Origin of the sequence: Rothia nasimurium (assembly GCF_928382285.1) — a bacterium.
GTDB classification, from domain to species: Bacteria; Actinomycetota; Actinomycetes; order Actinomycetales; family Micrococcaceae; genus Rothia; species Rothia nasimurium_E.
Genome location: NZ_CAKMSS010000004.1, coordinates 41,236 through 54,481, shown reverse-complemented (window position 1 = coordinate 54,481; position 13,246 = coordinate 41,236). Strand labels below are relative to the sequence as shown.

Here is a 13,246-nt window from a genome sequence, read left to right as displayed (position 1 = left end):
CAGGAGGGGGCACAAGGAACCAAAACCCGTTCGTCCACCCTTTAAAACCAGTAGGGGCCGGTGGTTTCAGATGAAACCACCAGCCCCCGTCGTCTATAAACAGAACCCTAGCCTGCAGCTCCCAGGAAGTTGAAGCCGGTGTAGGCGTAGATGAAGTCCTTGGCGATCCAGAGAATACCGCTCACAACAGCCAGAGCCAGCACCGCAAACAGCACGTAGGCGGCAGCGCGGGCCACAGGGGCAGGCTCAGTGTAGACAGTGCCCTCAGGGGTCTCTACAGCGGTGCCGCTCATCAGGCGCACACCCAGGGCGTAGAGAATCGGCAGGCCAGCACCAAAGCCCAGACCGGCCAGGAAGACGGGGTAAATCTTGTGGAAGATATCAACAATCAACATTTAGGAACCAGCCTTCACGGTGGGAATCGACTCGGTGTGCACCTCACGGGCGGTGACAGCCTCACCCGAGTGCATATCGATGTGGCTGACGGCGCTCTTGCGGGAGTGGGCCCACATCCAGAAGCAGAAGCCAACCAGAATGAGGAAGACGGTTGCCTCGCCCATCCAGGCGCTACCGGTCATAGAGTTGATGCCGTTACCCACGAACCAGGTCAGGGCACCGACGGAGCCAGCGGCGGGCAGGGTGATAATCCAGGCGATGACCATACGGCGGGCGGTTGACCAGCTCACCTTGGCGCGACGGCCGACACCGGAGCCGATGATGGAGCCGGTTGCTACGTGAGTGGTGGACAGGGCCATGCCGAAGTGGGAGGAGGTCAGGATGATAGCTGCCGAGGAGCCGTCCGCTGCGAAGCCCTGGGGGCCTTCAATATCGACGATACCCTTACCCATGGTCTTGATGATGCGCCAGCCGCCCAGGTAGGTACCCAGGGCGATAGCCAGGGCGCAGACCAGGCGGACCCAGAAGGGGATGTCCGCTTCGGGGTTGATTTCGTCGGCAGCAACCAGGGCCAGGAAGATAACGCCCATGGTCTTCTGTGCATCGTTGGTACCGTGTGCCAGGGACATCAGGGAAGCGGCAGAGACCTGACCGAAGCGGAAGTTCTTCTTCTTTTGTTCGGCGGGGACGGGCTTGGTGATCCCGTAGATAAGGGCGGCACCGACACCGGCAACCACACCCGCAATCAGCGGGGCCATCAGGGCGGGGACGATGATCTTCATCAGCACGCCGTTCCAGAGCACGCCGCTTGTGCCCAGCGATGCCAGGGTTGCGCCGATCAGGCCGCCGAATAGGGCGTGAGAGGAGCTGGAGGGCAGGCCCAGCAGCCAGGTGAAGACGTTCCAGAGGATTGCACCTACCAGGCCGGTAAAGACGATCAGCATGAGGCTGGGGCCGCCGCCGGCAGTTTCAAGGTCGATGAGGCCGGAGCCGACGGTCTTAGCTACCTCAATGGAGAGGAATGCGCCGATGAGATTAAGGACGGCTGAGAGAGCGACAGCCGCCTTGGGCTTGAGGGCGCCGGTGGCAATAGAAGAGGCCATGGCGTTGGCGGTGTCGTGGAAGCCGTTGGTGAAGTCGAAGGCTAGTGCGGTGAGCACTACGATCACCAGAATGATGAGTTCTGTAGTCACGGTTTCTATTCTCATGCTTCTCTGCTTATTTCAAGGCTATAACAGACTAGAGTCGCTTGTGCTGTTAGTCATTGCAGGCAACTCCGAGCCTCACCTGCGACTCTGCCGACGACAGCGCTATACCTATCCCAGAGAACTATCGGAATAACTTTTTAGTGTTTATAGAAAAAAGGAACCCCCAGTCTTTCGACTGGGGGTTCCTTACCAAATTTAATTCGGCGATGACCTACTCTCCCACACCGTCGCCAGTGCAGTACCATCGGCGCTAAGAGCCTTAACTTCCGGGTTCGGGATGGGACCGGGTGTTTCCCTCTTGCTATAATCACCGAAGAGTGGAGGCGAGGGGACTCGAACCCCTAACCCCCTGCTTGCAAAGCAGGTGCGCTACCAATTGCGCCACGCCCCCATCGGGTGCTACCTATGAAATTTTATCTGTAGCTTCTTCCCAAGTTTTTTTATTCTCCTGAGAATCCTTAGCTTTCTTTGCCGCTATTGCTGTTGCTAATGCAGCAAGCGTGATTGCCATAAATTTCTTCATGTCAACCTTTCGACCAAGGTGAGTGGGCGTACCAGGAATTGAACCTGGGACCTCTACATTATCAGTGTAGCGCTCTAACCGTCTGAGCTATACGCCCTTGGTGTTCATCAGAACGAGATATAACTTTACACAGGTTTTAGCACCTTGCCAAATCGAAATAGAGTGTTCTGAGACACAGTACCTCACAGGGGTTCAAAAAGCCCCGTAGCTTCCTGAAAAAACAGGGTGCCACGGGGCTAGATGAGAGTTTTACTCGGTGTTTATTCGTCGGTGAGGGTCACACCCACGCCGCCAACCAGCTTGGCTGCCACGTTGTAGAGCATGGCTGCCAGGGTGCCGAGCAGGGTGAAGAGCACGACGTTCACCACGGAGATGATGGTGCTGTAGAGAGCCACCTGCCCCAGTGAGAGGTACTGGGAGATGTCTACGGCGTCACCGGTGGTACCGAGTAGGGTCAGCAGGTCGTTGAGGCTCTGGAAGGCGCCGGTGGCCTGCATGACGAGCCAGAGAATGACGGCTGCAACCACGGTAGCGATACCGATGGCGACCGAGAGCAGGAAGACGAGCTTGGCGACCGAGAAGGTATCTACCTTGGCAACGACCAGGCGAGCGCGACGAATCTTGGAGCGGGGGGCGGGGCGCACCAGCGGCTTGCGCTGGGCACCTGCGGACGCCGCACTCTGGGGGCGTGCCTTACCTTGGGCAGCGCGCGGGGTGCCGGCTCGCGGCGCTGGCCGCGGTGCGGTTCCGGTGCTTTTAGTGCTCACTCTTACCTCCAAGTGCGTCTGCGGTGTCGGCTACTGCCGGGGTGGTGTTGTTTTCTAAAGGTACTTCATCTGCCGGCTTTTCGGGGCTTTCGGCGCTGTTTTCGTCGGTGTCGTCTGCCTCATCGATGTTGCGCTCGTAGTTGCGGGCAACTTCGAGGATCTCGTCGTTCTTGCCGGGCTTAGCGAAAATGACGCCCATGGTGTCTCGGCCCTTGGCCGGTACTTCTGAGACCGAGGTACGCACGACCTTGCCGGACTGCATGACGACCATGACCTCGTCCTCTTCGCCCACAATCAGGCCACCGACGAGCTCGCCGCGGTCTTCTGCCAGCTTGGCGACCTTGATGCCAAGACCGCCTCGACCCTGTACGCGGTACTGGTCGACCTGGGTGCGCTTGGCGTAGCCGCCAGCGGTGACCACGAAGACGAAGGAGTCGTCGGTGACGACGTTGGCTGAGAGCAGTTCGTCGCCGTCGCGGAACTTCATGCCGGTCACGCCGGAGGTTGCGCGGCCCATGGGGCGCAGGGCCTCGTCAGAGGCGGTGAAGCGCAGGGACTGGCCCTGGCGGGAGATCAGCAGCAGGTCGTCCTCGGCGCTGGCCAGCTGGGCTGAGACCAGCTCGTCGCCGTCGCGAAGGTTGATGGCGATGACGCCGGCGGCACGGTTGGTGTCGTAGTCCGACAGGGCGGTTTTCTTCACCAGACCGTTCTTGGTGGCCAGAATCAGGTAGGGGGCGTCCTCGTAGGACTTGAGCTCCATAACCTTGGCGATGGTCTCATCGGGCTGGAAGGCCAGCAGGTTAGCTACATGCTGCCCCTTGGCGTCGCGGCCGGCTTCCATGAGCTCGTAGGCCTTGGTGCGGTAGACGCGGCCCAGGTTGGTGAAGAAGAGAATCCAGGAGTGAGTGGAAGTGACGAAGAAGTGCTGAACCACGTCGTCCCCGCGCAGTGAGGCACCCTTGATGCCCTTGCCACCGCGGTGCTGGGAGCGGTACTGGTCGCTGCGGGTGCGCTTGACGTAGCCGCCGCGGGTGATGGTGACGACCATTTCTTCCTCGGGGATGAGGTCTTCCATGGACATGTCACCGTCGTAGCCCATGAGGATCTTGGTGCGGCGCTCATCGCCGAAGCGGGCGACGATTTCGGCCAGCTCTTCAGAGATGATGGCGCGCTGGCGGTCCTCAGAGGCAATAATCGCGTTGTACTCGTCGATCATGCGCATGAGTTCGTCGTGACGGTCCTGAATCTTCTGGCGCTCCAGGGCGGCCAGGCGACGCAGCTGCATGTTCAGAATCGCCTGGGCCTGGGCCTCGTCGATGTCGAGGAAGTCCATCAGGCCGGTGCGGGCGTCATCGGCAGTGGGGGAGCGGCGAATCAGGGCGATGACCTCATCGAGGGCATCGAGGGCCTTGAGCAGGCCGCGCAGGATATGCGCTTCTTCTTCGGCCTGACGCAGACGGTAACGGGTGCGGCGCACGATAACTTCGAGCTGGTGGTTGACCCAGTGACGGATGAAGGCATCCAGGGAGAGGGTGCGGGGTACACCGTCCACAATCGCCAGCATGTTAGCTGAGAAGTTTTCCTGCAGCTGGGTGTGCTTGTAGAGGTTGTTCAGCACAACCTTGGGCACGGCGTCGCGTTTGAGGACGATGACCAGGCGCTGGCCGGTACGGCCGGAGGTTTCGTCGCGCAGATCAGCGATGCCGGTGATCTTGCCGTCCTTGACCAGTTCGGCAATCTTGATGGCCAGGTTATCGGGGTTGGCCTGGTAGGGCAGTTCGGTGACGACCAAGCAGGTGCGGCCCTGGATTTCTTCGACGTTGACCACAGCGCGCATGGTGATGGAGCCGCGGCCGGTGCGGTAGGCCTGCTCGATTCCCTTGTGGCCCAGGATGGTAGCACCGGTGGGGAAGTCGGGGCCCTTGATGCGGGCAATGAGGGCTTCGAGCAGCTCTTCATTGGAGGCTTCGGGGTTCTGCAGGAACCACTGCACACCGTCGGCTACCTCGCGCAGGTTGTGCGGCGGGATGTTGGTGGCCATACCGACCGCGATGCCCGATGAGCCGTTGACCAGCAGGTTGGGGATGCGGGAGGGCAGGACGACCGGCTCCTGGTTTTTGCCGTCGTAGTTGGGCTGGAAGTCGACGGCGTCCTCGGTGATATCTCGTACCATTTCGAGGGCCAGGGGGGCCATCTTGGTTTCGGTGTAACGGGGAGCTGCTGCACCGTCGTTACCGGGGGAGCCGAAGTTACCCTGACCGAGCGCCAGGGGGTAGCGCATGACCCAGTCCTGAATCAGGCGCACCAGGGTGTCGTAGATAGCGACGTCGCCGTGGGGGTGGTACTGACCCATGACTTCACCAACCACGCGGGCGCACTTGTTGAAGGAGCGCTCGGGGCGGTAGCCGCCGTCGTACATGGCGTAGATGACGCGGCGGTGCACGGGCTTGAGTCCGTCACGCACATCGGGCAGGGCACGGCCGATAATGACGGCCATAGCGTAGTCCAGGTAGGAGCGCTCCATCTCGGAGCGCAGGTCTACAACCTCAACGTTGCCGGCGGCAGGTGCCGGGGTTGCGTCGGTTGCAACGATATCGCCCTCGACGGGCTGGGGTGAGCTGGTGGTGTTCTCGTCGCTCATAAGTTCCTCGTTTTTCGTCCTTGATTTTTATATTCCGTATTGGCTATATAGCGCTTAATTCACACTAAAAAGCCCTAGATATCAAGGAAGCGGATATCCTTTGCATTCTGCTGGATGAATTCTCGGCGGGCCTCGACGTCCTCACCCATCAGCACGGAGAAAATCTGGTCAGCCGCTGCGGCGTCTTCCATCTTGACCTGTAGCAGGGTACGGCGCTCGGGGTCCATGGTGGTATCCCAGAGCTCGGTGTAGTCCATCTCGCCCAGGCCCTTGTAGCGCTGGATGCCGTTGTCCTTGGGGATGCGCTGGTTCTTGGCGTAGCCGGCTTCCAGGGCAGCGTCGCGCTCAGCGTCAGAGAAGACGTAGTCGTGCGGGGCGTTGGACCACTTGATGCGGTAGAGCGGGGGCTGGGCCAGGTAGACGTAGCCGGCTTCGATAAGCGGACGCATGTAGCGGAAGAGCAGGGTCAGCAGCAGGGTGGTGATGTGCTGGCCGTCCACGTCCGCGTCCGCCATCAGGACAACCTTGTGGTAGCGGGCCTTCTCGATGTCGAAGTCCTCACCGATACCGGTACCGAAGGCGGTAATCAGCGACTGGATTTCAGCGTTGGACAGGGCGCGGTCGAGGCGAGCGCGCTCCACGTTCAGCACCTTACCGCGCAGGGGCAGAATCGCCTGGGTTTCGGGGTTGCGGCCGCGCACAGCCGAACCGCCCGCGGAGTCACCCTCCACCAGGTAAATCTCGGAAATCGAGGGGTCCTTGGATGAGCAGTCCTTAAGCTTGCCGGGCATGGAGCCGGTTTCGAGCAGGCCCTTGCGGCGGGTGGTTTCGCGGGCCTTGCGGGCTGCCAGGCGGGCCTGGGCTGCGGTGATAGCGCGGCGGACGATTTCCTTGCCGGTACCGGGGTTACGCTCCAGCCAGTCGCCCAGCTGGTCCATGGTCTCACGCTGAACGAAAGCCTTGGCTTCGGAGTTACCCAGCTTGGTCTTGGTCTGGCCCTCAAACTGGGGCTCGGAAATCTTGACGGAGACCACGGCGGTCAGACCTTCGCGGACGTCCTCACCGGTGAGGTTATCGTCCTTCTCGCGCAGCAGCTTGTTGTCGCGGGCAAAGCGATTGATCAGGGTGGTCAGAGCGGTACGGAAGCCCTCTTCGTGGGTGCCACCCTCGTGGGTGTTGATGGTGTTGGCGTAGGTGTGCACCGATTCCTTGTAGGCGGTGGTCCACTGCATGGCTACTTCCAGGCTCATCATGCGGTCGGTATCTTCGCTTTCGAAGGCGATGATGTCATCGTGCACGGTGGTGAGCTTCTTGGAGGTGTTCAGGAAGTTCACGTAGTCGAAGAGGCCGTCCTTGTACATGTAGGTGACGGTCTTGTAGCCGTTGGCGTCGGCACCCACCTGGTTGAGGGGCAGCTTCTCGGGCTTCTCTTCGCCGGTGACTTCATCCCCCTCGTGCAGCTCGCGTTCGTCGGTGAGCTGGATGGTCAAGCCCTTGTTCAGGAAGGCCATCTGCTGGAAACGGGCGCGCAGGGTCTCGAAATCGAATTCGACGGTTTCGAAGATGTCGGGGTCGGGGTAGAAGGTCTGGGTGGTGCCGGTTTCGTCGGTGGCATCCCCGCGGGTGAGGGGCTTGACGGTGTGGCCACCGTTGGCGTAGCTGATGTGCCACTTGTAACCCTGGCGGCGCACCTCGGTCTCAACCTTAGTTGAGAGCGCGTTAACAACGGAGATACCCACGCCGTGCAGACCGCCGGAGACCGCGTAGCCGCCGCCGCCGAACTTACCACCGGCGTGCAGGATGGTCATGACGACCTCGACGGTGGGCTTCTTTTCGGTGGGGTGCTCATCGACGGGAATGCCTCGCCCGTTGTCGGCAACTCGTACTGCGCCGTCCTTCTGAATGACGACCTCAATCAGGTCGGCGTACCCTGCCAGGGCCTCATCGACGGAGTTATCAACGACTTCGTAGACCAGGTGGTGCAGGCCGCGTTCGCCGGTTGAACCGATGTACATACCGGGGCGCTTGCGCACGGCTTCAAGGCCTTCGAGGACCGTGATGTCGGCGGCGCCGTATTCGTGGGAGGTTTCTTCAGTTGCCACAGGTAGTTAGGCTCCTTGCATGGTCGGTCTCGCACCGGCGGCCGTTCAGCGCGGACGCCCGCGCTCAAGGCGGCGGGGTGGGGCTGCTGTACGGGCGGGCAGGCGCGCGTATTCTGCTCTCAATTCTACCGCACAGGGCCATTTTTGAACCTGTTTTGTGATGTTTTAGAGGGGTACTTAGGGCCAGAAGAGCCCTAGCTCGCTACTAGAGCGTCCGGAACCCCGATGCTGTGGGTTCTCACAGGGTCAGGGGGTCAGGGGCGCAGAAACGATTTTTGTAATTTGCGCTCTTGGGTTTTCTACCCGTAGGTGTCGCGGGGGCCGCGCCCGCCGGGGGCAACCCGTCGCCCTTTTTTCCAGGAGGGAGCCGCTGGGCCAAAGGCCCGTACGTCCTTGACGACATCATCACCCAGCTCCCCGTTGAAGCGGCGCATAATGTCGTACTTCATCTGGCGAATCTGCACGGCCCAGGCAGTGGATTCACAGCGCACGGTCATGACTCCGTCTTCAAAACTTTCGGGGGCGGCTTTCGAGGCAATCTGGGGGCCGACCAGTTTATCCCAGCGGGCCATGACCGATGAAACAGCTAGGGGAGTAGTCCAGCCTCTTTCCATAATGACGCGATCGAGCAGGCCGCCCAGGCTCTGGGGGTCTCGAGCACTGGGACCAGCCCCGGTGTAGCCACCCAGCTGGCCACTTGCTTCTGTTGAGGTATAGCGGCGGACTTTAGTGCCGGGTTCAGCATTCATCACCCGCCCGAAGTCTTTGATGATTTTTCGCCCGGCTGCACCCTGCACGCGGTGTTCACCGCGGGCTTCTTTCGCAGCTCGTATGCGGCTGAGCAGGGCATGGGGAGCATCCACTGCTTCTACATCATATTCTGAATCAACCATATTTACCCCGCTGCCCAATTATTCCTTATTTGGAATATTAACTAGTGGGGAGCTTTCCACTCGGGCACTACCGGGCTCGACTCTTACCAGGGTAATCTCTCCCAGTTCTTCTGGGATATCACTTGCTACAGCACAGGTCACCAGCACCTGCTCAGCACCGGCCACAATAGCACCCAGCTTATGACGCCGGGCAGTATCAAGCTCAGCAAAGACATCGTCGAGAATCAGAATCGGCGAAGCCCCGGGGGCGTCATTATCTGCCAGATGCACATACCAGGAGGCTAGCTTCAGAGCCAGGGCGTAAGACCAGCTTTCACCGTGGGAGGCAAAGCCCTTGACCGGAATACCGCCCAGCTCCAGAGCCAGGTCATCTCGGTGGGGACCCACCAGGGTGACGCCCCGCTCCAGCTCCTCCCGCTGCTTATCGGCAAAGCCGCGCAGCATGGCCTCTCGCAGATCGTCTACGCCCATCAGGGCAGCGCTCGGAAGAACGGCGGAAGAAATCGGCGGGAAAACGGTGGAGTCATAGACCAGGCTGACGCTCTTGGAGCCGTCCGTGAGCTCTCTATAGGCCCTCTGCAGTTGTGGCAGAAGCAGGGCCAGGGTGCGCAGCCGGGCCTGCAGAAGGTGGGCACCGGCGTCCGCTAGTTGCTTGTTCCAGATCTCCAGGGTATAGGCGTCCTCCTGCCCGTTACTGCGCCGCGAGCGCATGGACTTGAGCAGGGAGTTGCGCTGGCGCAAAACCCGCTCATAGTCGGCCCGGTAGCCGGCGACCGAGGGACGCAGGGAGACAGCCAAATCGTCGAGAAAACGGCGTCGCCCGGCGGGATCCCCCTTGACCAGCTGAAGGTCTTCGGGGGAGAAGAGCACGGTACGGGTCACGCCTAGGGCCTCACGGGCGCGGACGGGCGCCGCCCGGTTGATGCGCACCCGGTTGCTTTTGCCGGGGGCTAGTTCAAACTCAAGGACGGTCTGCTGGTTGCCGCGGACCGTGCGGGTGCGGATGTAGGCGCGGTCAGCGCCCACACGTACCAGCGGGGCGTCCTGACTAACCCGGTGAGAAGCCAGCTGCGCGGTGTAGTCGATGGCTTCAACGATATTGGTTTTGCCCACCCCGTTTGACCCGAGAAAGACGGTGACGCCGGGGGTGAGGGGAAGAGTCAGGAGCTGGTAGGTGCGGTAGTCCATCAACGAAAGGTGGTCGATGTACAGCGCGCCCTCCTTGAGATAGCGGTTTGACCTGCGGCTTTACTGGTTCTGCAGGCGGATAGGCATGAGCAGGTAGCGGTAGTTTTTCTCGTCCTCAGCCTGCCAGTCGTCCTGTTCCGAGAGCACCACGGGCTTGCGGGGGTCGGTGAAGGAGAAGCGCACGAACTTGTTGGCTGCGAAGGTGTGCAGACCTTCGGAGAGGTAGCTGGGGTTGAAGGCTACGGTGATGTCGTCGCCGTGCAGGTGGGCCTGCAGCACCTCGGTTGCCTGGGCGTCCTCACCGGTGCCGGCGTCCAGGGTGACCTGGCCCTGGCTGAAGGCCAAGCGGACGGGGGTGTTGCGCTCAGCGACCAGGGAGACACGGCGGACGGCTTCCATCAGGTCTGAAGTGCGGACGATCGCGTGTACGGGGGTGACTTCGGGGAAGAGGGAGCGAATCTTGGGGTATTCGCCGTCAACCAACAGGCTGGTGGTGCGGCGGGAGTCAGATTCAAAGCCGATGAGCTCGTGGGCATCTGACAGGGCGATGGACAGGTCCCCTGCACCACCCAGGGTCTTGGCGACCTCAGAAAGGGTCTTGGCCTTGACCAGCGCAGCGGTTGAGATAGAAGCATCTGCGGGGTTCCAGGTTAGCTCGCGCATGGCCAGACGGTAGCGGTCGGTTGCGAGCAGGGTGATCTGGTCACCCTCGATTTCCATGCGCACACCGGTCAGAATCGGCAGGGTGTCGTCCTTGGATGCTGCTACCGACACCTGGGTAACAGCCTTAGCGAACTCAGAGCCCTCAACGGTACCCGATACTGCGGGGAGGGCAGGAAGCTCGGGGTAGTCAGCTACAGGCATGGACGAGAGGTTGAAGTTAGAAGAACCGCAGGAGAGGTGAACCTTGCCCTCACGCAGTTCAAAGAGCACGTCAGACTTGGGCAGTGAACGGCAGATATCGGCAAGCAGACGGCCAGATACCAACGCTTCGCCTTCTTCAGCGATATCGGCTGCGATGTTGAGCTTAGCTGAGGTCTCGTAGTCGAAGCTGGCGATAGATACTTCACCGGCTGCTGCCTTGATGAGCAGGCCAGAGAGTACCGGTACAGGCGGACGAGGGGAGAGGGAGCGGGCAGTCCAGCTGACGGCCTCGGCCAAAGTATCGCGTTCGACAGTAAATTTCACTGGAGCACCTTCCAAAGCTTTAAACATGAGAAGCCCTTAAACGGGCACACTTCAGGTGTCCAGTCTACCGGACTACCTTGGCACTAAAGCTGTTTTTCTGTAATTACAAGCCGTGACCCTGAACCAAAGAGCCCTCACAAAAATCTGTAATTACAAGAGCCCAACCCCACCCGGCAGCACAAGCACAGATTTTTGTTATTTGACGTTTTTTCTTTAAGAATCGTAGTGTTAATAACCCTTGTGAAAACTGTGGAAAACCCCGTTTGAGCCCGGAATCTCAACCAAGTGCTTGTGGGGCACCTGTGCAGAAAACCAGTCTCCACTGTGAATGAATAGTGGATGGATATTTATGCAATCATCGAACTGCACAGGCTTTGCATATTCATGCACTTAACATCCACATTAAAACCCCTTAAGCCTCAAAGTTATCCACAGCCCTGTGACTAGGTCTTTTAGGGTTAGGATGCGTCGCGAGACCCCTGCTTAATGCGGTTGGTAAGCTCTGTGACCTGGTTAAAGATAGGTCGACGCTCCGCCATGAGGTTACGAATCTTGCGATCTGCGTACATCACGGTGGTATGGTCGCGGTCGCCCAGCTCCTGCCCGATACGGGGCAGCGACATATCGGTGAGCTCTCGCAAGAGATACATGGCAATCTGACGCGCGTTCACCAGAGTGCGGCTACGGGACTTTGACCGCAGATCATCAATCGTCACGTCAAAGTACTCTGCCGTCGCCTGCAAGACCTGCGATGCCGTAATCTCCTGGGCGCCGTCGTCTAGCAGCAGATCCTTGAGCACCTGCTCCGCCAGCTGCATATCCACCGGCTGCCCCTGCAAGGAGGCAAAAGCGGTCACACGAATCAGCGCGCCCTCCAGCTCACGAATGTTGGTGGAGATATGCGAGGCAATATATTCCATCACGTCATCGGGCACATCAAGACCCTCGTTCTGGGCCTTCTTACTCAGAATCGCGATACGGGTTTCGAGCTCCGGCGGCTGAACATCGGTAATCAAACCCCACTCAAAGCGTGAGCGCATACGCTCTGCAAAACCGGTCAGCTGCTTGGGCGGCAGGTCAGAGGTGATGACCACCTGCTTCTGGTGGTTGTGCAGGGCATTGAAGGTATGGAAGAACTCTTCCTGGGTACTATCTTTCCCAGCCAGGAACTGAATATCGTCGATCAGGAGCATGTCGACATTGCGGTAAATCTGCTTAAAGGTAATACCGTTGTTGTCGCGAATGGAGTTGATGAAGTCGTTGGTGAACTCCTCAGAGTTCACATAGCGCACCCGCAAACCGGGGTAGAGACTCTTGGCGTAGTGGCCGATGGCGTGCAGCAGGTGGGTCTTACCCAGTCCCGAGCCGCCGTAGATAAAGAGGGGGTTGTAGGCAGACGCCGGGGTTTCGGACACCGCGAAGGCAGCCGCGTGGGCAAAACGGTTGGACTGGCCAATCACAAAGCTATCGAAGGTGTACTTGGGGTTCAGGCGCGCGGTGGAGTCCCAGGTCTTTACATCCCCCGGTTCCGCGGGGGCCTCAACCATCTCGCCCGCCTCAACAGGCTCTTCAAGGGGCTCTACCTCGTGGTTGACCTGGGTAAACTCGGGAGCCGCCGGTGCCTGCCCAAAGGCGGGGGCGGCGTCCGGACGCTGGTGGGCAGCGTCGTCAAAACCGGCACGGGAAGCCTGCTCCCGCTCAGCGGGCGCAGGGAAAGACGGAGTAGCAGGACGCTCAGTTGCAGGCAGCGCCACCTTCTCGGGAGAATTCTCGAGGCTGGTATCAATAATGAAAGCCTCGGTCACCCCCTGGCCAAAGGTCGCGGTAATAGCCTCCTGCAGGGTCTCCTTCAGCTCGTGCTGAAAAATATCGCGGGTAAACTCGCTCGGCACCGCAATCAGCAGCACATTGCCCATAAAAGCGTGAGGCTGAGCTAGGCCAATATGCGCGCGGTGACGCTGAGCCACCGAGGTATCTGCCCGCAACAGGGTTACCAGGTGCATCCACTTCTTCTGAAGCTCCGGGTCCATATAATCGCCCACTGGCTCTCCTTTAATCTCAGGTCACGCAAAAAACTTACCCACAGCTTAGCCGCAGGGCCCACCGATTTATCACCATGTTATCCACAGGGTGGAAAACTTGTGATTTAACGAGGGGAGTACCTGTTTACAGTATGTGATTAAACCGCGCACCGCTAGCTCAAAGCCGCAGTTTTTGTAACTTACAACTTTCCCCGGTGTGCCTGTGGATAACTCTCGCTAGGGCGAGCGCGCTCGCAAGCTATCCACAGGTGTGGGCAAACTCTCCCACCTGCCTGTGATTAAAGACCTACCCCTAGCG

The 13,246-nt window shown here is 59.8% G+C and carries 10 protein-coding genes, 2 tRNA genes and 1 rRNA gene; all 13 read right to left on the bottom strand.

Annotated elements, in window-relative coordinates; all coding sequences use genetic code 11:
- Positions 1-107 precede the first annotated feature (107 nt).
- A complete protein-coding gene (locus L6758_RS05955) occupies positions 108-395 on the bottom strand; it encodes a hypothetical protein (RefSeq protein WP_135011291.1) in 288 nt (95 codons plus the stop codon).
- Entirely contained in the window at positions 396-1,589 is a 1,194-nt protein-coding gene (locus tag L6758_RS05950; RefSeq protein WP_237205124.1) for an inorganic phosphate transporter, read from the bottom strand.
- Between the two features lie 213 nt (positions 1,590-1,802).
- Positions 1,803-1,919, bottom strand: a 5S ribosomal RNA gene (rrf, locus tag L6758_RS05945).
- 3 nt (positions 1,920-1,922) lie between these two features.
- Positions 1,923-1,995, bottom strand: a tRNA-Ala gene (locus L6758_RS05940).
- Positions 1,996-2,007: 12 nt separating this feature from the next.
- Complete coding sequence (locus L6758_RS05935; protein WP_237205123.1) at positions 2,008-2,127, bottom strand: DLW-39 family protein; 120 nt, start codon at positions 2,125-2,127, stop codon at positions 2,008-2,010.
- A gap of 23 nt (positions 2,128-2,150) precedes the next feature.
- Positions 2,151-2,224 (bottom strand) — tRNA-Ile (locus L6758_RS05930).
- Between the two features lie 163 nt (positions 2,225-2,387).
- Complete coding sequence (locus tag L6758_RS05925) at positions 2,388-2,894, bottom strand: DUF3566 domain-containing protein (RefSeq protein ID WP_237187036.1); 507 nt, start codon at positions 2,892-2,894, stop codon at positions 2,388-2,390.
- On the bottom strand, positions 2,884-5,535 hold the full coding sequence (gyrA, locus tag L6758_RS05920) for a DNA gyrase subunit A (protein WP_237205122.1): 2,652 nt from the start codon (positions 5,533-5,535) through the stop codon (positions 2,884-2,886). The genes L6758_RS05925 and gyrA overlap by 11 nt, the downstream gene beginning before the upstream one ends.
- A 74-nt stretch (positions 5,536-5,609) precedes the next feature.
- Positions 5,610-7,637, bottom strand: coding sequence for a DNA topoisomerase (ATP-hydrolyzing) subunit B (gyrB, locus tag L6758_RS05915; protein ID WP_237205121.1), 2,028 nt, complete (start codon positions 7,635-7,637; stop codon positions 5,610-5,612).
- Between the two features lie 299 nt (positions 7,638-7,936).
- On the bottom strand, positions 7,937-8,530 hold the full coding sequence (locus L6758_RS05910; protein ID WP_237198221.1) for a DUF721 domain-containing protein: 594 nt from the start codon (positions 8,528-8,530) through the stop codon (positions 7,937-7,939).
- An 18-nt stretch (positions 8,531-8,548) separates the two neighbouring features.
- Entirely contained in the window at positions 8,549-9,742 is a 1,194-nt protein-coding gene (recF, locus tag L6758_RS05905) for a DNA replication/repair protein RecF (RefSeq protein ID WP_237205230.1), read from the bottom strand.
- Positions 9,743-9,778: 36 nt separating this feature from the next.
- Positions 9,779-10,906: a DNA polymerase III subunit beta gene (gene dnaN / locus L6758_RS05900; RefSeq protein WP_237205120.1), complete on the bottom strand. Its 1,128-nt coding sequence runs from the start codon at positions 10,904-10,906 to the stop codon at positions 9,779-9,781.
- A gap of 458 nt (positions 10,907-11,364) precedes the next feature.
- Entirely contained in the window at positions 11,365-12,936 is a 1,572-nt protein-coding gene (gene dnaA, locus L6758_RS05895; RefSeq protein ID WP_423817206.1) for a chromosomal replication initiator protein DnaA, read from the bottom strand.
- Between the last annotated feature and the right edge of the window lie 310 nt (positions 12,937-13,246).

Bases quoted from the DNA above. Each gene is read 5' to 3' on its own strand.
- dnaA (WP_423817206.1), bottom strand. From the start codon at position 12,936: ATGGACCCGGAGCTTCAGAAGAAGTGGATGCACCTGGTAACCCTGTTG.
- L6758_RS05910 (WP_237198221.1), bottom strand. From the start codon at position 8,530: ATGGTTGATTCAGAATATGATGTAGAAGCAGTGGATGCTCCCCATGCC.
- L6758_RS05935 (WP_237205123.1), bottom strand. From the start codon at position 2,127: ATGAAGAAATTTATGGCAATCACGCTTGCTGCATTAGCAACAGCAATA.
- L6758_RS05955 (WP_135011291.1), bottom strand. From the start codon at position 395: ATGTTGATTGTTGATATCTTCCACAAGATTTACCCCGTCTTCCTGGCC.
- gyrA (WP_237205122.1), bottom strand. From the start codon at position 5,535: ATGAGCGACGAGAACACCACCAGCTCACCCCAGCCCGTCGAGGGCGAT.